20 protein-coding genes and 1 tRNA gene are annotated in these 21,109 nt (G+C 64.2%); 8 read left to right on the forward strand and 13 right to left on the reverse strand.

What is annotated here, in order from left to right; translation table 11 throughout:
* Positions 1 to 5: 5 nt before the first annotated feature.
* Positions 6 to 302 carry a 50S ribosomal protein L28 gene (rpmB, locus tag EGK63_RS07455; protein WP_087140498.1) on the reverse strand — a complete coding sequence of 99 codons (297 nt, stop codon included), beginning with the start codon at positions 300 to 302 and terminating at the stop codon, positions 6 to 8.
* A 229-nt stretch (positions 303 to 531) separates the two neighbouring features.
* On the opposite strand from rpmB, the gene EGK63_RS07460 reads away from it, so the two are divergent.
* Entirely contained in the window at positions 532 to 1,017 is a 486-nt protein-coding gene (locus EGK63_RS07460) for a DUF3617 family protein (protein ID WP_234287632.1), read from the forward strand.
* 84 nt (positions 1,018 to 1,101) lie between these two features.
* Here the strand turns inward: EGK63_RS07460 and EGK63_RS07465 are convergent, their stop codons facing one another.
* From EGK63_RS07465 to fdxA, 4 genes are all read right to left on the reverse strand, one after another.
* Positions 1,102 to 2,697, reverse strand: coding sequence for a M56 family metallopeptidase (locus tag EGK63_RS07465; protein WP_125900642.1), 1,596 nt, complete (start codon positions 2,695 to 2,697; stop codon positions 1,102 to 1,104).
* Positions 2,694 to 3,074, reverse strand: coding sequence for a BlaI/MecI/CopY family transcriptional regulator (locus tag EGK63_RS07470; protein ID WP_125900643.1), 381 nt, complete (start codon positions 3,072 to 3,074; stop codon positions 2,694 to 2,696). The genes EGK63_RS07465 and EGK63_RS07470 overlap by 4 nt, the downstream gene beginning before the upstream one ends.
* A 168-nt stretch (positions 3,075 to 3,242) precedes the next feature.
* The gene (locus EGK63_RS07475; RefSeq protein WP_046652322.1) at positions 3,243 to 3,788 is read right to left on the reverse strand and encodes a CarD family transcriptional regulator; all 546 of its coding nucleotides are present in this window, start codon (positions 3,786 to 3,788) and stop codon (positions 3,243 to 3,245) included.
* A 310-nt stretch (positions 3,789 to 4,098) separates the two neighbouring features.
* Complete coding sequence (gene fdxA / locus EGK63_RS07480) at positions 4,099 to 4,440, reverse strand: ferredoxin FdxA (protein WP_003166185.1); 342 nt, start codon at positions 4,438 to 4,440, stop codon at positions 4,099 to 4,101.
* Positions 4,441 to 4,608: 168 nt separating this feature from the next.
* Here fdxA and EGK63_RS07485 point away from each other — a divergent pair, with 168 nt between their 5' ends.
* On the forward strand, positions 4,609 to 5,247 hold the full coding sequence (locus tag EGK63_RS07485) for a YceI family protein (protein WP_125900644.1): 639 nt from the start codon (positions 4,609 to 4,611) through the stop codon (positions 5,245 to 5,247).
* On the opposite strand, the gene EGK63_RS07490 is transcribed toward EGK63_RS07485, so the two are convergent.
* Entirely contained in the window at positions 5,244 to 5,528 is a 285-nt protein-coding gene (locus EGK63_RS07490; protein WP_125900645.1) for an RNA-binding S4 domain-containing protein, read from the reverse strand. The genes EGK63_RS07485 and EGK63_RS07490 overlap by 4 nt on opposite strands.
* Complete coding sequence (locus EGK63_RS07495; protein ID WP_125900646.1) at positions 5,525 to 8,059, reverse strand: helicase-related protein; 2,535 nt, start codon at positions 8,057 to 8,059, stop codon at positions 5,525 to 5,527. The genes EGK63_RS07490 and EGK63_RS07495 overlap by 4 nt, the downstream gene beginning before the upstream one ends.
* Before the next feature lie 285 nt (positions 8,060 to 8,344).
* Here EGK63_RS07495 and EGK63_RS07500 point away from each other — a divergent pair.
* Positions 8,345 to 8,421 (forward strand) — tRNA-Arg (locus tag EGK63_RS07500).
* A 318-nt stretch (positions 8,422 to 8,739) separates the two neighbouring features.
* Here the strand turns inward: EGK63_RS07500 and EGK63_RS07505 are convergent.
* Genes EGK63_RS07505 through EGK63_RS07515 form a run of 3 tightly spaced genes read right to left on the reverse strand, consistent with a single transcriptional unit; the run spans position 8,740 to position 12,025 of the window.
* Positions 8,740 to 9,453: an E2 domain-containing protein gene (locus tag EGK63_RS07505; protein ID WP_125900647.1), complete on the reverse strand. Its 714-nt coding sequence runs from the start codon at positions 9,451 to 9,453 to the stop codon at positions 8,740 to 8,742.
* The gene (locus EGK63_RS07510) at positions 9,450 to 11,048 is read right to left on the reverse strand and encodes a guanylate cyclase (RefSeq protein ID WP_125900648.1); all 1,599 of its coding nucleotides are present in this window, start codon (positions 11,046 to 11,048) and stop codon (positions 9,450 to 9,452) included. Before EGK63_RS07510 ends, EGK63_RS07505 begins: the two co-directional genes overlap by 4 nt.
* An 11-nt stretch (positions 11,049 to 11,059) precedes the next feature.
* The gene (locus tag EGK63_RS07515) at positions 11,060 to 12,025 is read right to left on the reverse strand and encodes a TIR domain-containing protein (RefSeq protein ID WP_125900649.1); all 966 of its coding nucleotides are present in this window, start codon (positions 12,023 to 12,025) and stop codon (positions 11,060 to 11,062) included.
* 128 nt (positions 12,026 to 12,153) lie between these two features.
* Between EGK63_RS07515 and EGK63_RS07520 the strand changes: the two genes are divergently transcribed.
* Complete coding sequence (locus tag EGK63_RS07520) at positions 12,154 to 13,086, forward strand: YafY family protein (protein ID WP_125900650.1); 933 nt, start codon at positions 12,154 to 12,156, stop codon at positions 13,084 to 13,086.
* 182 nt (positions 13,087 to 13,268) lie between these two features.
* Here EGK63_RS07520 and EGK63_RS07525 read toward each other — a convergent pair whose 3' ends face one another.
* Positions 13,269 to 13,490, reverse strand: a complete 222-nt coding sequence (locus tag EGK63_RS07525; protein ID WP_125900651.1) for a hypothetical protein — start codon at positions 13,488 to 13,490, stop codon at positions 13,269 to 13,271.
* Between the two features lie 565 nt (positions 13,491 to 14,055).
* On the opposite strand from EGK63_RS07525, the gene EGK63_RS07530 reads away from it, so the two are divergent.
* The 4 genes from EGK63_RS07530 (at position 14,056) to EGK63_RS07545 (ending at position 19,986) form a co-directional block, all read left to right on the forward strand.
* Positions 14,056 to 14,898 carry a TnsA endonuclease N-terminal domain-containing protein gene (locus tag EGK63_RS07530; RefSeq protein ID WP_125900652.1) on the forward strand — a complete coding sequence of 281 codons (843 nt, stop codon included), beginning with the start codon at positions 14,056 to 14,058 and terminating at the stop codon, positions 14,896 to 14,898.
* Positions 14,895 to 17,072: a Mu transposase C-terminal domain-containing protein gene (locus tag EGK63_RS07535; protein WP_125900653.1), complete on the forward strand. Its 2,178-nt coding sequence runs from the start codon at positions 14,895 to 14,897 to the stop codon at positions 17,070 to 17,072. Before EGK63_RS07530 ends, EGK63_RS07535 begins: the two co-directional genes overlap by 4 nt.
* The gene (locus EGK63_RS07540; protein ID WP_243637614.1) at positions 17,069 to 18,028 is read left to right on the forward strand and encodes a TniB family NTP-binding protein; all 960 of its coding nucleotides are present in this window, start codon (positions 17,069 to 17,071) and stop codon (positions 18,026 to 18,028) included. The genes EGK63_RS07535 and EGK63_RS07540 overlap by 4 nt, the downstream gene beginning before the upstream one ends.
* A gap of 539 nt (positions 18,029 to 18,567) precedes the next feature.
* Positions 18,568 to 19,986, forward strand: coding sequence for a hypothetical protein (locus EGK63_RS07545; RefSeq protein WP_125900654.1), 1,419 nt, complete (start codon positions 18,568 to 18,570; stop codon positions 19,984 to 19,986).
* A 343-nt stretch (positions 19,987 to 20,329) separates the two neighbouring features.
* On the opposite strand, the gene EGK63_RS07550 is transcribed toward EGK63_RS07545, so the two are convergent.
* Both EGK63_RS07550 and EGK63_RS07555 read right to left on the reverse strand, forming a co-directional pair.
* On the reverse strand, positions 20,330 to 20,557 hold the full coding sequence (locus EGK63_RS07550) for a hypothetical protein (protein ID WP_125900655.1): 228 nt from the start codon (positions 20,555 to 20,557) through the stop codon (positions 20,330 to 20,332).
* Between the two features lie 25 nt (positions 20,558 to 20,582).
* Positions 20,583 to 20,822 carry a hypothetical protein gene (locus EGK63_RS07555; RefSeq protein ID WP_125900656.1) on the reverse strand — a complete coding sequence of 80 codons (240 nt, stop codon included), beginning with the start codon at positions 20,820 to 20,822 and terminating at the stop codon, positions 20,583 to 20,585.
* Positions 20,823 to 21,109 lie beyond the last annotated feature (287 nt).

Below are 21,109 nucleotides of genomic sequence, written 5' to 3' on the forward strand. Positions count from 1 at the left end.
GCCGATCAGGCGGCGGCTTGCTCGGCCAGCTTGGCGCGGACCTGACGCTTGATGCGCAGGGCGGCGATCGACAGCTGTTCGTCGCGAGCCTTGACGATGAAGGCGTCCAGGCCGCCCTTGAAGTCCAGGGTGCGCAGGGCGGCGTTCGAGATACGCAGCGAGAAGGTCTGGCCCAGAGCTTCCGACTGAACCTTGACCGTCTTCAGCGACGGCAGGAAACGGCGCTTGGTCTTGATGTTGGAGTGGCTCACGTGATGGCCGACCATGGGGCCGATACCGGTGAGTTCGCAGCGACGCGACATCTGAAGATCCTCAAGGTCACATCCGCGATATCGGTGCGGACGCATGAAACAGGGACGCAACGAACAAAGAGGCCCGCGCGAGAGGGGGCCGTATAGAGGAATGACTCGCCGGGCGTCAAGGCTGGAGTCATCGGGCGACGGGATTGGAGTCATTCTGAAGGCGAGGGATCGCCTTCGTTCAGCAGTCGTTCAAGGCGTGACTATATAGAGCAGACCCATGATGAGTCCCATGAACGGCAAATCCATGAAGACCTTGATCCCCTTCGCCCGGCTGATGGCCGTCGTCGCCCCCGTGGCCGCCGGCGCCGTGATGCTGGCCGCGCCCGCGTCCGCGCCTCAGGCCCAGTCGGCCGCCCAGTCCGAGGTTCTGCCCGGCTACTGGGAATACACCACCAGCGTCATGGGCGCCCGCGACACAGAGCAGAAGTGCGTGCGGCCCAGCGAGATCAACCGATTCTTCGGCGGTCTTTCGACGCGCAAATGGCGGTGCACCTACCCGACCCGCGAGGTCGGGGACGGCCGGGCGCGCTTTGAGGGCAGCTGTCAGGACCGCAAAGGCCGCCGCATCAACGTGCGCCTGAACGGCACCTATGAAGAGCAGGCCTTCCGTTTCAACGGCGGCGCCCAGCTGGCGCGCGGCACGCCCTATATTCCGGCCAGCATCACCGCCCGTCGCCTGGCCGCCCAGTGCCCGGCCGGGGCGGAGTACTTCTGATCTAGAACGCCGCGCGCGGCTAGATGCGAAAAGACCTCGGCGCGGCGCACCGAGGTCTGATCTTCGTCACGGTGATCGACGGGGTTACAGGCTGCGGGCCTGCTCGCGCATGCGTTGGGCCGAACGGACCATATCGTCGGCCTGTTGCGGCAGGGTGCGTGACAGTTCGATCAGCTGGGCGTGAGTGACCTCGTTCCCGCGGGCGCGGTTTTCGGCGATCACCTCGGCGCGACGGGCTGGATCGCGCAGACGCAGGGCGTTGGCGCGCATGGTCTCGGCGCCCTGATCCATGTCGTCGGCGCCGCGCAGCATGCTGGCGCGCGCATCGATCATGGCGACGCGGGCGTGTTCCCTGGCCGCGTCGGCGGCGACGCGGGCGCTTGCCGCTGCCGCCGCGGCGTCGCGAGTGACCCGTTCAATGGCGTCTCGGCTGCTGCGGGCGGCGGCTTCCGCTTCGCGACGAGCGACCTGGGCGTCACGCCGAGCGGCGTCAGCAGCCAGGCGGGCTTCGGCCCTGGCGGCCTCGATGTCGCGCCGCTCGCCGTCTTCCAGCATGTCCAGATGGATGGTGCGGCCGTTCTCGACGATGAGGCTGGACGTGGTCTGGACCGATTTCGCAGGCTGCGCCGGGCGTTCAGGGGCGGCGGGCGGCGCAGGCGGGACCGGCGGGGCGGGCGGCGTCCAGGCGACGCTTTCGGCCGCCGCTTCGGCGGCGCGCGGGATCAGCTCAATGGCGGCCAGGGGCGTGGCCACAGCCAGCAGGGCGCCCACGGACAGGGCCAGGGTCAGCGGGCGGGACGGAGTCTTGCGAGGGGACGTCATGATGCGGCTTATCCTTTTGGCGAGAGAGGCGTGGGATCCGGCGATGCCCAGGGCGGCGCCGGTGGAAGAAAAGGGAGCGGTCGAGGCCAGGTCGACCAGGACGCGGGCGTAGAGACGGCGGTCCATGCCGGCGACGGCCAGGGCGTCGGCAGCCTCCTCCGTCCGGGCGGATAGGCTGTGGTGCAGCAGCCAGACCAGGGGGTTGAACCAGAACAAGGCCAGGGCCAGGCGCGACAGCAGGGCGAAGATCCAGTCGCCACGGCGAATATGGGCCAACTCGTGGGCGAGCACGGCTTCGGCGGCGGCGGCGCGTGAGACGCAGTCCTCGCCGATCAGGATGACGCCCGGCGGCAGGCCCCAGCTGAGCGGCGTCTTGACATGAGCGGAGGCGATCAGGCGCGTGCGGCCGTCGGCGTCCAGACGGCGCAGGGGCGTCGTCCAGGCCGGTGCGGATACCGTGCGGCCCTGGCTGGTCCATCGGCGCAGGGTCCACAGACCGACGAGGAAACGGGCGCCGACCGCCAGAAGGCCTGCGGCGTAGGCCAGAGCGATCAGTAGGGCCGAGGGCGCGCCGGCCGGCAGCTGTCCGGCGACCGAGGCGTCCGCCATCGGCTGCAGGCTGACGGACCAGGAAGCCGCCGAGGCAGGCTCGACCGAGGGCGGCGTCAGCCAGGCCAAGGGCAGGCTGGGCCCGATCCATAGGAAGACGGGCAAGGCGATCAGCAGGCAGACGGCGATGCGCAGCACCAACGCCCGTTCCGCGGCCGGGCGCCGGCCCAGGAAGGCGGACAGGGCCAATCCCGCAGCGGCGACGCCGCCAGACTTGACCAGAAGCTCCAGCAGCAGGGCCCCGGTCACGCCTTGCTCTCCCCAGAAGCGTTGTCGTCAGCATCGTCGATGGCGCGGCGCAGGGCGGCCGCCTGCTCTGGGCTCAATGTCTTGGCCATGCCCAACAGGGCGGTGGCGGCCGTTACGGCTGATCCGGCGAAGAAGGTGTCGACCATGCGCCGCAGAGCGCTGTCGGCCAGGGCGCCGGTCTCGGGCGCCGGGCGCCAGACAGAACCGGACGTGCGCTCGACGAGCTTCTTGGCTTCGAGCCGTTTCAGCAGGGTGCGGACGGCTGAGTCGCTGAGCGGGTCAGTCAGGGCGTCCCGGACGGCGGCGGTCGAAGCCTGGCCCAGACGGCACAGGGTCTCGAACACCTCTCGCTCTCTGCGGGGCAGGGTTTCGATCATGACGCGCCCTTTTCTTTCGCTACATATGTAACGCTACAAGTGTAGCGAAATGCGGCTTAATTGGGGCGGATCATGTGAACTTTCGGAAAGGCGCAGCAGGGGGGCGGGCAAAGAAAAAGGCCCGGCGTCGCCGCCGGGCCTTTCGCGTCGTTTGCGGATCGCCTGAGGTCAGGCGGCCTCGGCTTCAGCCTCGGCGGCCGGAGCGACCGGCTTCTTGGCGCTGAGCGACTTGCCCAGCAGAGCCATGGCGGCGTCCTTGTCGATCTTGTTGGCGGCGGCGACTTCGCGGGCCATGCGGTCCAGGGCCGATTCATAGAGCTGGCGCTCGGAATAGGACTGTTCCGGCTGGGTCTCGGCGCGGTGCAGGTCGCGGACCACTTCGGCGATCGAGATCAGGTCGCCCGAGTTGATCTTGGCTTCATATTCCTGAGCGCGACGCGACCACATGGTGCGCTTGACGCGGGCGCGGCCCTTCAGGGTCGTCAGGGCCTTGGACACGGTGTCGTCGGCGGCCAGGGTGCGCAGGCCGGCGGTCTTGGCCTTCTTGGTCGGGACGCGCAGGGTCATCTTCTCGTGCTCGAAGGTCACGACATAGACTTCCAGCGCCATGCCGGCGACTTCCTGAGTCTCGATTGCGGCGACCTTGCCGACGCCGTGCGCGGGATAGACCACCGCATCGCCAACCTTGAATTCCAGACCGGTCTTGCTCGTCATGTCATTCCTTTCCCGAACCGTAGGGATGAGATCGTCGCCGCGCTGATAGTGAAAAACCGCCCCTCCGCCGAGCGCTGGGCCCGGCGGTTGAGGCGGAGGATCGCACTGTCAGACGCGAAAACGGATCACCAAACCTCAGGCCGACCTCGTCTCTAGCGGCGAGGTTCTGTCGTAAATGCGGGCGGCGCGCAGAGTTGCGGAACCGCCCGTTTCGAATAGGGAGGAACCTATCATAAAATTAGGAAATCTCAAAACATCCACAGGGCGCGCGGCGATGACCGGCGCATTGTGACCGCATTGTGGCGAATTCTTAGGAGCCTTTGCCCGGCTTGGGGCTGAAGTACTTCTCGAACTTGCCGGTTTCGCGCTCATACTGTTCGCGATCCGCCGGGGGCACGCCCTTCACTGTGATGTTGGGCCAGACCTTGGCGTATTCGGCGTTGACCTGCAGCCACTTGCCGTCGGGCTCGTCCTCGGTGTCGGGGACGATGGCGTCGACGGGGCATTCCGGCTCGCACACGCCGCAGTCGATGCATTCGTCGGGCGCGATGACCAGGAAGTTCTCGCCCTCATAGAAGCAGTCCACCGGACATACCTCGACGCAGTCCATGAACTTACATTTCACGCAGGCGTCGGTGACGATGTAGGTCATGGCGTTCGGGCGGGCCTGTGGCAGCGAGGGAGGTCGAGGGCGGGCACATGGCCCCGACGGAACCAACTGTCAACCGAAGGCGCTGTTGCAAAGCTGTTCAGGCCCGATGTCGCCGGGCCCCGCTCCACATTCATGACGTCCGATCATCGGCCAGCAGGAGGCTCCGCCATGCGTTTCATCACTCACTCAGCCATCGGCCGTCTCGGCGCCGCGAGCCTGGCGCTCAGCCTGCTGGCCGGCGGCGCGGTTGTGGCCCAGTCCGCCCTGACCAAGGTTCCGTCCGAGGTCCAGCCCGGCGACTACAAGCTGGACTCGGCGCACGGCAAGATCACCTGGTCGGTCGATCACCTGGGCTTTTCGACCTATGTCGGCCAGTTCGTGAACGTCCAGGCCGAGCTGAAGCTGGACCCGGCCAACCCGTCCGCCAGCACTCTGACGGCGACCATTCCTCTGACGGACGTGGCGTCGAACTCGGACGGGTTGAACCGCCATCTGCAGACGGCGGACTTCTTCGACACCGCCAACCATCCGGTCGCCACCTTCCGTTCGACCCGGATCGTGGTTGACGCCGATGATCGCGATGAGGCGACGGTCCACGGCGAGCTGTCCCTGCGCGGCGTGACCCGTCCGGTGGTCATGGAGGTCGAGTTCAATCAGGCAGGCCCGACGCGCGGCGGCTACAAGGCCGGCTTCGACGGAGAGGCGACCATCAAGCGTTCCGACTTCGGCATCAACTTCGGCCTGCCCGCCCTGGGCGACGAGGTGAAGCTGCACATCGAAGGCGAGTTCGTGAAGGCGGCGGGCTAGGTCGGCGTGTCCAGCGGCTCATAGAGGGCGCGGGCTTCCTCGGGCGGGCCGCGCCTTTCGCCCATCCGCACCACGCGCACGGCGATGAGGCGCCCGCCTTGGGCGAACAGCACCTCGTCGCCGGGATGGACGCTGCGGCTGGGCTTGTCGAGCCGGGTCTGGGCGCCGTTGTGCGTCAGGCGGATGGCGCCCTTCTCGACCATGGCCGCGGCCAGGCTGCGCGTCTTGGCGAAGCGCGCGCGCCACAGCCAGACGTCGATGCGGCAGCTCGCGACGCTCATTCAGCGTTCTGGCCCGCCCCCTGAGACGCGGCGCGTCGCGGGCGACGGCGGGATCGGCGCGCCGCCTTGGGTTTGGCGGAGGAGGCCGGGCGGGGCGGTTGGGTCAGCTGCGCCAGGGCGGCGAAGGGTGAATCCTTGGGCGGCGGCGCCGACTTGCCGGGGCCTGGCGCCCGTTCCGCACGGGGCGTGCGCAGGGCGGCCTGGATGGCCCTGGCCTGATCCGCCGTCCAGCCGAGGCTGTTCAGGGCTTCATCCGACAGCGACGCCTTGCCTGCCGCCTTCTGGGCGTCGGCGAAGGCTTCCAGCGCTTCGATCGGCGCGGTCCAGCGCCCGACCGCGCGCCGCCCGACCGCCGCCAGCGCCCGCGCCGACGGCGCCGGTTCGGGCAGGGGCGCCAGGCCCTCGCCCGCCAGTCCCTTCGTCATCTCGCGCGGCAGGAAGGCCTGCGCCAGCGCCGCGCCGCGCGGCTTCATCACGCCGGGCAGCCACACCGAATGGGCGCCGACCCGAATGGCGAAGGTCTTCAGCGTGCGCCGCTCATGCTGGCTCAGGGCCGCCAGGTCGCGCTCGACCTCGCGCCGGGGAATCAACCCGCCCGCCTCGACCAGCCGAAACGCCAGCCCGCGCGGCAGGCCGGTCAGGGCGCCGCTCTCGATCGCATGGCGCAGCCGTTTCAGCGGCTTCAGCGCCCGCCCGGCCTCGCCCGCCAGCCACGCCTCCATGCGCCGTTCGGCCCGCTCGCGCGCCGGGACCGGCCCCAGTTCGCCCAGCAGCCGCACGCGCGGCGAGAAGGGGTCTTCATTGACGATGCGTCCGGTCAGGGCGCTGTTCCACAGCACGCCGCCGTCGGGCGTGACGGAAAAGGCCGCGTCCTCATCCGCCGCCAGCCGCCCCAGCCGCCGCGCCACCTCGGGCCCCACGGCGCGCGTCGCCGCCTGTCGCAGCGCCCGGTCGGCCAGGGCCGATCCGCCCGCGTCGACGGTGAAGCGCACCCCGTCCAGATGGCCGACCACCTCGCCCTCGACCGTCACCTCGCCGTCCTCGGCCACGCCCGCCAGCACGTCGGAGCGCACGTGCAGCGCCCGCATCAGCGCCGCCGTGCGCCGGTCGACGAAGCGCGCCGTCAGCCGCTCGTGAAGCACGTCGCTGAGCCGCTCCTCCAGCGCCTTGGTCCGGTCGCGCCATTCCTGCGCGCCCGCCAGCCAGTCGGGCCGGTTGGCGATGTAACTCAGCGTCCGCACCCCCGACAGCCGCGCCGACAGCTGGTCGATCTGGCCGTCGTCGCGGTCCAGGTCGTTGAAGCGCGGCGCCACCCAGTCCTCGGTCAGCCGCCCGCGACGACTGGTCAGGGCGGTGAAGATCTCCTTTGACAGGCGGGCGTGTTCGTCCAGCGTCGTCTTCTGGAAGTCCGGCAGCTGGCACGCTTCCCACAGCCGCATCAGGGCGCCGCGCGAACGGGCGATCTTCTTGACGTCTTCATCGACCGCAAAGCGCCGCAGCAGGGTCTCATCCAGCGCCTGGGCCGTCAGCCGCAAGCCGTGCCGCTCCGGCGCGAGGGTCAGCGACCGCAGCAGATCGGGCAGGGTGTCGAAGTCCAGCCGCCCGCTGCGCCACTCGGCCCCCTCGACCGGATCGAAACGATGCTCGACCACCTGTTCGACCAGATCCTCGTCCAGCTCTTCCGCCTCGCCGGTGACGCCGAACGTCCCGTCACGCAGGTGCCGCCCCGCGCGCCCGGCGATCTGGCCGATCTCGGCGGCCTGCAGCCAGCGCGTGCGCCGCCCGTCAAACTTCCGCAGGCCCGCGAAGGCCACATGGTCCACGTCCATGTTCAGCCCCATGCCGATGGCGTCGGTGGCGACCAGGAAGTCCACCTCGCCCGACTGGAACAGCTCGACCTGGGCGTTGCGGGTGCGCGGACTGAGCGAGCCCATGACCACGGCCGCCCCGCCCCTCTGACGGCGCAGCAGTTCGGCGATGGCGTAGACCTGCTCGGTCGAGAAGGCGACGACGGCGCTGCGGCGGGGCAGGCGGGTCAGCTTCTTCGATCCGGCGTAGGACAGCGTCGACAGCCGGTCTCGGGTGACGATCTCCGTATCCGGAACCAGCGAACGCATCAGCGGCGCCATCGTCCCGGCGCCCAGGAACATGGTCTCGAACCGGCCGCGCGCGTGCAGCAGTCTTTGCGTAAAGACGTGGCCGCGCTCGGGGTCGGCGACCAGTTGGATCTCGTCCACCGCCAGGAAGTCGACCGACCGCTCCAGCGGCATGGCTTCGACGGTGCAGACGAAATAGGCCGGGCGCGGCGGGACGATCTTCTCCTCGCCGGTGATCAGGGCGACCGAGGCCGCTCCGCGCCGCTTGACGATCCGCTCATAGATCTCGCGCGCCAGCAGCCGCAGCGGCAGGCCGATCATGCCCGAGGCGTGACCCAGCATGCGCTCGACCGCCAGATGGGTCTTGCCGGTGTTGGTGGGGCCCAGGATCGCCGTGACGCGCGAAGGGGCCATGCCTGCGGAACGGTCGCTCATGACCGGCCCAAGGTGGCGAACCTCGTCGGGTTTCACAAGCGACGCGGCGGTTTGGGGGAGGGCGAAGAAGGAATGGTAAGCGGAACCTTACCGCCCCCTGGAACACGGGCGAAACGAATCATGACCGAATCAGCGACGTTCGCCGATTCAGGCTTTGTTCCATACTAGTGATTGTATCTTAACGGCTCTTAACCACAAGGCGGAACCATCGCCGCCGCCTCATGCCGCGCCCGCGGCGCGCAGGGGCTTCCCTGACGCCGCAACCTCCTTTAGGCAGACGCGCGTGGCCCCGTAGCTCAGCTGCATAGAGCAAGGCTTTCCTAAAGCCGAGGTCGGAGGTTGGAGTCCTCCCGGGGTCGCCACCGCTTTGTGTCGGGACAACTTAAGACTGTCCCGTTTCCAAGCTAAGACTGTCCTGGACCAGCTAAGACTGTCCTAGCGTTTTGGAAATTTTCTTTAAAAACAGCGCAATGAAGCCGCGCCTCGGGTCCGCTGGGCGCGACAGTCTTAACTTGTCGATCGCAACGCGATCGACTGGAATGCGCCAGTTGCGGATATTGGCATCGGGCCAGAAAGCGGACATTGACGACACGGAGAGCCATGTACGCCCGCGCCGACTAGCGGCTTTTTGACCGAAATGCCGGTTCCGACGCGAAGATCAAGCACGTCGTCGCGAGAGCTCAAGCAGCCAGGGCATCGGCCTTTGGAAATCCGCAATCCCGCATGGCCCCACAGCAGGTCTGTGTGCCGTTGGAAATGCGCTTCTTGTAATCCGCTAGAGCTGCGCGACGCTTCCGCTCAGCCATGACGAGTTCCAGAAGCAGCAGCCGGGCCTTTCGGTCGCCTTTCATCTGGGGTGCCCGCGCGACGACCGGACCGGTCAGCCGCACCCTCCGCTCACCTAGCTTGGTCAGCCCTGTACTGGTGATCCACGACGGTTGGTCAAAATAGGCGTCGAGATAGGCATCCATGATGCCCAAGCGCTCCGCCACTCTGAGGGCGCGTTGGTGGTAAAGGCCCGCCGGTCCATGATCGAGGGCGTTCTGCGGCGGCCACAGCCGGGTGGCTTCGGCGATCGCCTGACACGCCAGATACTGATCGAGATCCGCCCACCATGCCCGGGCGCGGCGCAGGGAGTCGATCGGCCCGCGGCCCAGCCCCACGCAAAAGGTGCGATCCCCCTGGATGTGGCGATCCGGGCAGAAGGCCGGAAACCGGGTTCCCGGCTTGGTCTCCCGCACGATCGGGCAGGGCGCGGACAGAATCGTCAGATCCAGAGGCGATCCGGCCCAAGGGCCATGTGCCGCCTCGCCGCGAATCTGGTTCACCGTGCGGTCCCGCACGGTGAACCAGTCGGGTGCCGTTGCCACGAGAAGATCGATCGGCGCGATCATTCCGGGCAGTGCGCCCGCATGGGCGCGGCCGAGACGGCGCTGGCGACCGAGGCCCCGGCGGCGGCTCCCGCACCGACGACGGCCGGCACGCTCACCCGTGAGAGGTGAGCCTGCGCCGACGGATAGGTCAGGTTCGGCACCCGCCGCGCCGGGCCGAACAGGTGCTTCACCGTGGCCCCGGCCTCCGAATAGGCCCGCTCGCCGATCGCGGTTTCGACGCCGCCACAAGCGGCTTGGGCCGCCTCTGAAACACACGTCGCCTTGCTGGAGGAACACCGCACGCTGGTGTCGCCGCGCAGACCTAGCCGGCATATCGGGGTCGGGCCGTATTCGATCCCGATCGCGATGCCCAGGGCCGCGATGCCCGGCAGCCGGGCCCGGCAGAGTTCGAAGGACGACCGGATCGCCGCAGCGGTGAGCACAGCCTCCTTGATCGTGGCCATCGCATCGGTGTCGCGCGCATCGCCGATAGCGATCACGCCGTGTAGGCAGTCACCGATGAAGCGGATCTTGCGCCCCTCGAAATCCTCCTGAAGCACGGCGGCCATTTCCGCCCGCAGAACATGAAGGTTCGAAACCGCCTCCGCGACCCGGCCACCGGCGATGGCCGCGTCCACATAGGCGGTGAAGCCGTCGATGTCGGCGAACACCGAAGCGAGCGGCAGCCGGATGCTGTTGCTGGGGGGATGGTCGGCGAACTTGACCGACCGCAGCGGCGGCTGGCGGTAGTGGAAGGTGAATTCCGCAGGTCGGACGCCGCCGTGCGCCTTGAGCAGCCGTTCCTGATCCTCGACGAAGGTGGCGTAAGCCTCATCTAGAGGGCCACGCGCGCTCTTGCGAAGCGTCCGGATGTCGATGGTCTCGGTCAGAACCCGGGTGGCGGCGTCCTCGGTGAAGCGCACGGGCGAGAGTGGCCGCAGTCCGGTCCGCGCCAGTTCCAGACGCGGCGACAGGAAGATGCCCGGCTCATCCCCGTCGGCCAGCTTGGCGGCGTGGTTTGCCGGCGATCCGATGAACAGAGGCTCCGGCTCGCTAGCGCGGCCGCTGTTCACTGCCACAGCCGGGCCGCTGTCGATGCCGATGCGAACGTCGGTCTGGAAATCGGCGCCGTATCGACGGCCCGCCCGGTCGACCATTTCCCGGAAGGCCGCCGCGAAGGCGAGCGCTTTGGCGATCCGTTCGCCTTCGCGATCCGCCCCTTCCGGCGTCAGCACGACCGCATGCAGCCGCCCACCGTGGAAGTCGACGCGCTGGATGTCGAAGGCCTGGGTCAGCAGATCGCAGCCGCTGTAGTGGAAGTGCAGGAGTTGCAAGGCCCGCGCGTGGCTCGCCTCGGTCTCGCGGCCCTGTTCGACCAGCCGGTCGTTATAGGCCAGCAGATTGGCGTAGATGTGCACTCCGTGGGTCGTGACCGCCCTGTTCGGCGGCACATACCAATCGCGCTGCGGCGTGGCGCCCAAGGTCCGGGCCTGTTCGGCCAAGGCCCGACGCGAGCGCATATAGTCTGAGAAGTCGGATACGGAGACGGCGGTTTCGGGCGAGGAGGCGCGATGACGGGCGATGCGTTCGAGCGCGCGGGGTTCTGACCAAGGCATGAGAGACTTCCTTAAGAGCAGCGCACGCCGACGCGGCGGACGTGTTTGGAGATTTCGTGGGCGACAGGCTGGATGCGGCTTTCCAGGGTGTCGTCCGCACCGGAGCGGTAGGTCAGGGTGGTGATGCCGCGCAGGTCGCTGGCGAGCTTGATCTGGGCGTTCCTCGGCTCAACCAGGATGGTGCGCTCCAGGTCCAGCTTGCCCATGAAGAGCCCCAGCTCAAACGTCACATTGTCCCGGGGCGCCAACTGGGTCGTCTCGCGCGACACGATGGTGTCGTCGCCGTCGATCACGGCGATGGCGAAGTCCGACGCCTCGATCGCCCGCTGAAGCGCGGGGATCGGATAGTCGGACGCCCGGAACACCCCGTCCGTCCAGAGCGTAACCTGCATGTCCGCATGGGTGAGGCGGGACTGGATTTCCTGGGCGACCGTCAGCGCCTCGACCGAGGAGATTATGAAGATGATCGGCTGGTCATTGGCCGCCCGGACCAGGTCATTGCGTTGAACCAGACGCTTGGCCTGTTCGATGGCCAGACGGCGCCAGATGGCCGGAAAGCGTTCGGCGATGTCGGTCAAGGCCGGTTCCGGCAATCGCAACGCCACACCCGGGGATTGCCCCACCACGGTGGACGAGCGCTGCTGGGTCGGGTCCAGCGCGGCGATCTCGCCGACGTGGTCACCCGGTCCCCGCTCATTGACCTGCACGCCCTTGACGATGATCCCGGCCTTTCCGGCCAAGATGAAATAGAGGTCCGTGTCGTGACCCTTTTCGGTGATCAACGCCTCGCCAGTCTCAAGCGGGACGGGCTCGCTCGCGTCTGCGATGGCTTCCGCCAACGGCTGGTCGCCCCGGACCAGAGTCGCTTCCATCAGAGCGTTGATGCGGTTGGCCCGCCCGCCGTCTCCGGAAAACCGGGCGACGAGGCCCGTCGCCGCACCCCCGACCTTCCCATCCTGACCGTCTTCAGCCTTCATGCGTTTCTTCTCCTGTGCGCCCGATCGGGCCTTGTGTTTTTGATCGCCTAGCGCGACCTTCACCGTTGATCAGGAGCAGATGGGTATGGTTTTAATGCAGATCAAGTCTCAACATCCGAATATTTTCTATGCCTGAGTTTGAAGCGTTCCCCAAGGCCACCCAGCGCCGTTTCGAATTCCTAGAATGGCGGCTGTTCTGGGAGCGCGGTCTGCGTCGCGCAGGGCTGGAATCGACCTTCGGCATCTCGACGCCCCAAGCCTCGGTGGACCTGCGCAACTATAGGGAGTTGGCACCCGACAACATCGACTACGACGCCAGCCAAAAGACCTATGTGCCTGGCCCGCGTTTCAAGCCGAAGCTGCTCACCCTGTCAGCGGACCGGCTTCTGTTGCAGCTTCGCGCCTATCTGATGGGTGCGCTCGGGCGTCAGGATCTGTGGTTCAGCGAGCCCCCATCGATGGACGGCGCACCGGACTTGGTGCGGTCTGTTCAGCCCGAAACCCTGCAGCGCATCCTCAACGCCATCCGGCAGCGCCGAAAGCTGGAGATCGACTATCGGTCCCTTACCAATGAACGGCGACGCACCATCGCGCCCCATGCCCTGGCGTTTGACGGACACCGTTGGCACGTCCGGGCCCTGTGCTGTGAGAAGGATGATTTCCGCGACTTCGTCATCACCCGGATCAGCGCCATAGACCTCGGCGCCCGCATCGACTTCGATCCGGCCGAGGACGTCGAATGGGCGCGTAAGGTCGTTCTGGAGCTCGCGCCGCATCCCGGTCTGAACGCTGATCAGCGTGCGGCGATCGAATACGATTACGGGATGACGGACGGCGGGCGCGCGGTCGAGATGCGGATCGCGCTGAGCTACTACTTCATCAAACGCCTGAACCTGGATCTCGAAACCCGTCTGCCCGAAGGTGCCCTCTCCCCCGAGCGCGTCCAGATCGCCCTGATCAACCTCGCGGAGGTCGAACAGGCCCAAGCCGACGCCAAGCGAGATTCGGTCGAACAGGTGCGGATTCGCAAGGCCTTGAGGGTGCTCGACGCGGGGACCTAACAGCTGACGGAACCTGCCTTCAGAACAATCCCTGGCTTATGAGCGCCAAAGCTTCACGTGGCCTCATCCATGAATAACCACTGCCGATAGGTGCCGCCGGCAGGCCCGCATGCATTTGGGAATTGATGAAAATCTACGGCTAGAAGCGGACATTCCGAACCGCTGCTTTGAGTCAGGTCCGGTCATTCAGTCTCTAGTCGAAGGAATCTAATTCGAAGACCTGCTGCCTTGCTCGCTTCGAAAACGTCCTCTGCGTCGAGGATGCCATCTTCTGGTAGCGCAATGCTCAGGAGGGTGGCGATGGCTTTGTCTGCTTCCTTCGGGTGCTTGCAGTAGCGATCCAAAATAGCATTCAGGCTGGCCGCCAAAGCCTCTGCGGAAGCTTGCATAGGAGCTGTGGTCATTGGCGTTCCTTTCGTCGCGCAAGCCGCTGGCGCTGGAAAACATGCTCCCAATGGCTGGAGATCACTATTCGCAGGATTCCAGTGGCTAAGAATTTTAAACGCTGAGGCGCGTGGAAAGTCTAGCGTAATTAAGTGATTGAAGTCGCCACACTGTTTGTGTGAGAAAAATCGACGTTTTTTGTATCTACATTCCAGTACGGCTCGATCAAAACATGCATCGATCAGAACGAATCTGATCGGTCGGGACGGGCTCATGTCGTCAAACACGTCGTAAGGCTACGAACCGATCCGCTTGCGGTGAACTGGAATGTCGGAGGCAGCCATGCCCTTTCCTTAATCTCTTTTGAGACCGGAAACGAAAAAGCCCGCGCTCTGGAAAGCGCGGGCTCTTCGCGGGACGAAACCCGAAGTCGTTGAACATCGACAGACGGACTCTCCCCCAAAGCGTCGGCAGCGTCAAGTAAACCCGCGTATATCCAAGCACGGGCATCGTCTTCGGTTGCCTGACGCCCGGTCCTCTCCGCCAATCTCGTGCGAGCTGCACGCCTATATCTGAGAGACCTCTATGTCCGCGATCCCTTCTGACGGGAGCCGCTTGAGCGCCTTTGCGCTTGAAACGAGCCGGCTTTCCGCAAGTATTCCTATCCGCGCGCCGGCGCCTGGTCGGCTGATGCATGCCGTCCATAGCGCTTTGGCCCAGCCAGGCCATGACGAACAGATCGTCGCCGGCCGGATAGTCCTGACGCCTGACGGACGACCGATCCGGAGCATTATTACCGGTCGACGTCATCAGGTGACGGGCAGCTACGCCAGTCGAAAGGCGGGCCAAGGTCTCGTGTTCGAGAGTATGAACGAGCACGACTTCTACCAGGAGTGCGAGGTCGATCCCCGTGTGATCGACTATCGTGCGCAGCCCTTTCGGTTTGAGTTCGTCCTGGAAGGGCAGGTCAGGCGCTACATCCCGGACTGCGTGCGTCTTCTTGAGTGCGGCTCCATCGAAGTGGTCGAGATCAAGGGATGCAGTCGGCAGTTGCAGGAGCCGGACTACGCGGCCAAGCTTGAACGGACGAAGGAAATCTGCGGGCTGCTGGGTTGGCGTTTCTCAGTGGTGTTGGCGGAGCAGATCCGGAGTCCAGCCGTCCGCCGCCGGAACGTTCTATTGATCCAGCAGGATCGATTGGCCGCCTTCGATGAAAGGCATGTCTATCTCGCTCGCAAGGCCATCGACGAGGCAGGTGGAGAGGCGCTGTTCGCCGAGGCGGCGGCCGCTATCGAGGGGCCTCCTAGGGGCGAAGCAATTTTGCGAGCTCTTATGGTGGCTCGCGTGGTTGAGATCGAACTCGAACGCCCGCTTTGCGCTGAAAGCCGAGTGCGCTTGCACCATCCGCAAGGGAGGCGCGACGCATGAGCGGGTTCTTGAGACTGAGCCATGGGGATCGCTGGCGTTTCAATGGTCAGACGCTTCGATTCGAGGCGCGGCTCGGGGATGGCTTGCTTCATTTCATCAGGGAAACGAGTGGCGGGCCTTTCCAGCTAGAGCAAGACGGCCTCATGACCCTTCCAACCGAGGAATGGGTGATGCAGGCCTATGGTTCTGGAGAACTGACCCGCATCCCGAATGTCCATGCCGCTGCAGCCAGGCGCGCTGCTTCGGAGCGTGAGTACGATCCCGCCACGATCCAGAAGATGGATCCGGACGCGCAACGTCGAAGCTTCATCCTGCGCGGCTTTGACGCCATGGGCGTGGTCAACGGCAGCGAGGCGCGGGTGCGATATGCCCTGAACCGCCTTTGGCAAGATCAGCCAGTGCAAGCGGCGGCGTTCGTCCAGCCTCACCCTCGCACGGTCATTCGTTGGCTTGGGCAGCGGGGCCGCCCGGGCGATCGACCGCTTGAGCAGATGGTCTCGATGCGGGGCCGTGTGCCCCGCGCGCAGCGTCTTCCCCCAGTTCTGCATTCGCTTATGGATCGATATGCCGCTCGGTACTGGTCGAGCATGGGGCTAACGATCACCGACGCCTTTGCCTTGATGGCAAGCCGCCTGTTTCGACTGAACCGCTGGCTGGTGAGAGCAGGGCTCGATCCGTTCGCGCTGCCCAGTACGGAGCTTTTTCGGCAGAGGGTCCGTAAGAGTGAGACGCCAGCGGCGCTTGCGGCAAAGTGGGGCGTTAAGAAGGCTGCGAGCCGGTTCAAATCGGTGGAGGGGCAGCTTCATGCAGCACGCTTGCTGGCGCTCGGCTGCATGGATCACACGTCGCTGGACACCATCGCCGTACTGGACGCTGACTGGATGTTGCCTGTGGGCACGCCATGGCTAACCCTTCTGATCGATGTGAGGACCAGGTGCGTAGTCGGCTTCTTTGTCGGCTTTGAACCTCCCTCGATCCATTCCGTCATGGAGTGCCTCAGGCGGGCGAACCTGCCCAAAAGTGTCTACGAGGATCGGCGAGGCGCGCCTCAGAGCCTTGTGAATATTTATGGCCGGTTCGACGAGATTATCGTCGACAATGGTAAGGAGTTCGCCGGCGTTGCGATGGAGCACACGCTGGCGGATCTGGGCACGACATTGCGTCTGGCCCCGGTGGCGTCTCCCCAGCACAAGGCGATCGTCGAACGTTTTTTCGGCACGCTAAACAGCTTGTTGGTGCGGAAACTTCCCGGCACCAAGCTTCCCATCCACACCATGCGCGAGCTTGGTTACGATCCCCAAGCCACGGCGGTGCTGACCGTCCAGGAGGTCGAGCAGCTCATCTGGGAGGCGCTGGCCGTCTATCACCTCGATGTCCACTCCGGCATCGGTACACCTCCAGCGCTGCAATGGGCCAAGGATGCAGAGGCTTACGGGATCGCCGTCTACGACAGTGTGAGAGAACTGGAAAAAATGCTGGGCGTGCCAGCCAAAAGGCAACTCAGCCGTTCCGGCATCGAGTTGCATGGTCTCCAGTATCACGACCCGGCTGCCGTCGGTGCTTTGCTGACCGAACTGGCTGTTGTTGCGCCCCAGAGGGAGCAGCGGCGCTCGGGATCGATCACCTGCAAGGTCACGGTGAAATACAATCCCGCCAACCTGAATGAGGTCCAGGTCTGGCACCATCTGCAGAAGCGTTACGTGACCTTGCCCTGTACCGAGCCTGAGTATGCGCAGGGGCTGTCGCTTTGGCACCACGAACGGGTCAAGCAGTGGTCCAAAGAAGCGGGGCTTCGCTTCAGTTCGCTTCAGGACCGTCTTGAAGCGCGGGCCAGGATGATCGAGCAGGTCGAGCGCCTGGCTCCCGAGCTGAAGATGCGACAGAGACGTGCCTTGGCGCGGTTGCTGCACTCGCCGGCCAACAGGGTGGGCAAGGGCCTGGTCTCCGGGGTCGTGGAGGTGGACGTTGCGCCGTCTCGCCACGATGGCCTGGCGCCGATCATTCCGCAGGTGGCGTTGGCCTCAGAACGGACTGACGGGAGTGTGCGGCCTTCTCGCCCGCCGAGACCGCCATCTCGGCCGAAAATTGTAAGGACGAGAAAAGAGAAATCGAACGATACGGCGCCTGCTTTTCCATCCCGGCTTGCTGATACGCCGTGGAAGGAATTCGAATGATGGGGCGCCTGGATGCGACGCCTCAAACCGGCGAAATGATCGAGGACATGTCGGCGGCTGCCAATAAACGGGTAGCGGACATTGTGGCGTCCTTCCGCCAGATATTCATCCCGTACCCGCGCCACGTCGAGTTTCATTCCCGATGCGACTATCTGGTGCAACTGGGCCAGGCGACCAAGGGGGCTCCGCAAAAGGGCATGAGAGTTCTTGCCCCGTCCGGTTCAGGCAAGACGACTGCTGCGCGGGCCTTCGCCGAGCGCATTGAGCATCGATCACCGCCGACCGGCGACTTCAAGCCGGTACTGATTGTGTCCCTAGATCGGGCGACAACCGTGAAGAAGTTGTTCAGCTCGATCCTGGCTGAGTTCGGCGATGGCTTTTCCGATCGAGGCACTGAGCAGACGCTTCGGAAACGGGTCCTGTCGTGCTTTGGGCACTATGGAACGCAGTTGCTGATCATCGATGAAGTCCAGCACCTCAACTTCCGTAGCACCGCCACTAACGACGTCACCGACAGCCTGAAGTCGCTTCTGGATACGGGCGTCATCCCGATCGTGTTCATCGGGACAGAAGACGCGGAGGGCATGTTCAAGCGCAACCTTCAGCTCAATGGGCGCCTTCTGCCGCCTTGTGATTTTCTGCCCTTACGCGCCACCGTCGCCGAGGATGCGGCCCTCTTCACCAGCTACTGGCGTCGGCTGGATCAGGAGATGGTTCAGCGCGGCCTGATCCGGCGCCCAAGCGGACTTGAGGGCGTCGAATTTCTAGGGGCGCTGCACAAGGTTTCTGCTGGCGTGATCGGGCGTGTGTCTCGCTTGACGGAAGCAGCTCTGGAGATCGCATGCAGGCGATCAGCGGACCGGATCGAACTCTATGACTTCATGGTGGCGACCGAGAGGTGGGCGCTCGCGCAGAACTTTGTCGAGAGCAATCCCTTTCGGTCGATGCTGAAATGAGCGGGCAGGTGGCCACCAGGGGAATGCTGGCGATTCCAGTGACCCCTGAGATGAATGAAAGCCTCCTGGGCTACCTGACGCGCGTGGCGGAGCGAAACGTCCTTGAGAGCCCAGCAGTCCTTCTGGAGGGTATTGCAAGTTGGCCGCCTAGCCAGCTTACAACGCAGCAGCAGGCCCAGCTGGCGCGCGTTCTCGGCCTCTGGCCTCGCCAGGTTAAGGCGTTGTTCGACAGAACCTATCGATCGGGTTTGTCAGCAAATCTCGTGAGCCACGAGCGCCGGCGTGTGTCGCCCTGGATGCTGAAGCAGACAGGTTGTGACCAAGCGCTTTGGGCCGTGAAGCCGCTAAGCTGTTGCTGCGAGTCCTGGCGCGAACTGATCGACGCTTGTCCGCACTGTGGGCAAGCGCTTCGATGGGGGCACCCATATCTCACAAGATGCCAGTCCTGCGAGGCGGATCTCACCACTGTCGAAACGCGTGCGGTCCCGCCCGAACTCCGGGCACCACTTCGCGCAGCTGCTCGGCTCGCTGCCGGGGCTATGCCTAAATGGCATGCCTTAGGTTCGTCTCTCCACCCAGATCTCTCCGCCTTAAGCCCAGCAGAAATATTCGAACTGGCGGTTGTGTGCGGCCGGGCCGCGGCGCCTAAGGGACAGAAGGGCCTGCGGTCAGATGCACGGGGCGTTGGCTATGAGGATCTGGCTGCGGGATTAAAGCTGGTCCTCGGCTATCCCGCATCCTTCAGAACCATAGCCGGCAGTACAGACAACGCTGTTGAGCATCCATTTTTCAGGATGTTTACGGCCGGCTCTTTGAACCGCGAAGGCGAACTGAAGCGCGTAATGGCGATCATCAGCCACCTGGCTCCCGAGAAACGTGGCGTGCAACGCCTGAAAACCGTGCGCATCCAACAGGGTCGTCTCACCACGACGGAGCTTGCTGCAACCTTGGGAGTGGAGAAGGCCCGCATACCGCAGATGGTGCAAGCCGGGGTGTTTGGCCCTCGATCGCCGCGGGGACGCGAGCGTAGCTATGACTGGTTTTCTGCTGACGATGTGGGGAAGGCGCAAGCGGTTCTGGCAGATCGAATGTTTGCCTCGACATGGGCCAAACGGATCGGCCTCAATCCGATTGACGTCTGTCAGCTTGTAGGAAGCGGCTTGGTGAAAGCTGCCGCCGATCCGATAGCGACAGCCATTTTTCCGACCAAGCTGCAAATCGACACGCAAAGTCGAGTTCAGCTTGAGGTAGACGTTCTTGCTCGTGTGCAGTTCTCGCAACCCTGCGAGGATTGGATTTCTATTCCCAGGGCGTTCACGATCATCGGAGGCTCCCACAAGCCATGGGGACCGGTGATCCGCGCGGCCATAGGCGGATCACTGCCGTATGGCTTGCGGTGCTTCGAAGGCGCTCGCCTGAACTTCAGGCGCCTTCATATCCATAGGTTTCTCGTTGAGGACATGCGGAGAAGGGGAGTCTGCGGGATGCCCCAAGTCTATAGCGCTTCGGCGGCGTGCTTCGGGTCGCATTACCCCGAGGCGATGACTCGTACTGAGGTGGAGACGTATCTGAATTGCTATCCGGCGGAGGTAAGCCGGTTGGTCGCTATGGGAGAAATCGACGTGATTGCTCTCGATCCGATGATGGCGCGTTCGTCCTCCGTGGAGAAATTTGGAGCGAAATATATAAGCATGCGCGAGATGGCGGCGCTTTACGCCATGCCGCCCATCCTGGCGCGCTTCATGATGCTCGAAGCGGGTGTGAAGAGATCCAAAAATGGATTCTGGAATCGAGCGGATCTCCGAGGAGGCGGGGTGTTCGAAGCCCTGATATCCAGGCAGTTGATTGTGGGCGTCTGGGAGATGCCGGGGCCGCCGAAGGCTCTGCAACGACCTAGAAATTGGCCATCTCCGAGGGAAGAAGCTTCCTCACGCTTGGTGTTTATGAGGCCGTCGTGAGTGTGCGTAACGAAGTCTGTCCAACAAGCTTGAGCCTCAGATCTATCAAGGATTGCCTCCAAAGCTAAGGCCCTCGCCAACGAAAAGGGTGAGCCGGAAAGGCGGGGGTCCGTATCTATCTTCCCGTCAGTCGCGCTCAGCCAGAGACCTGATCGCCGAGACTTTGATTGTTGTTCAGCTTTGGCCACTACCTGATCCGCTTCAATTTTAATGAGGCGGCAGATGCTGAACCAACTTCCCATCCCGTTGAGGGAGGCAAAGATTAAAGGGCTATCGGCTGCCACAGGAGCGGTTGCCGCTTTGGGCGTGCTGATGGAAGCCGGAGCAGCTGACTCTGCATTTGCTAAAGGTTCAGCGGCCATCCGTCGCGGTCGAAGTCATAGCTGATACGAATGTCGTCCACCGCTCGGAAGGCCATGAGGCCAAGCTGCACGAACTTAACTTCGCGCTGCTCTGGATACCAAAGATCCAGACAGGCCGTGTCGCCTCTGACCGCCGTACGGGATCGCTTGTGCAGTTCCGCCGCCTCGGCTTCGAAGCTGGAGACCTTGTCGAGGGTGTGCTTGTTCATTGTGCTAGAGAGATCAAAAGCCCCGTCAGCCTGGCCCCGATTTATAATGAATAAGCACTGGACGATCAGGAGCGTCAGTCTCGCAGGACCAAATGTCTTGGTCGCCACGGTTAATTTTTATAAAGCGATGCTTCTTTGTTTTTTTTAGACGTTCGCCTTCGGCGATAGCCTCTTTTTCACTCAAAGTTTTCATCATGAGCACAACTGGATTGGACGATCCATCATAAGTCCAGACGTGGTACACATCCTCTACTTTGTAGGGCATTTCATTTCCCAATGGTTATGCCGAATTAAAATTCAGTTCTTCGAGAAGAATTTTTGATGTTGTCGTTAGAATCCTTCGACGGGCGGCTGGGAGCCTAACGAAAGCGCCTGCTAGTTCGATTGCTCCAGGAAGCGCAGCAAATTCATCCAGGATGGAAACTGACGTGCCCCTGAGTTTTCATCCAGCGGCGACCAGAGTCCTTGGGTTAGTTGATCCGCCCCCGTTTTCTGGAGCATCCGAGGCTGGAGTTTTCCGGCCCGAGTCAGGGTGACAGGCTGGCTATGTCA

The sequence above is a fragment of the Brevundimonas sp. 357 genome, assembly GCF_003938605.1.
GTDB lineage: Bacteria > Pseudomonadota > Alphaproteobacteria > Caulobacterales > Caulobacteraceae > Brevundimonas.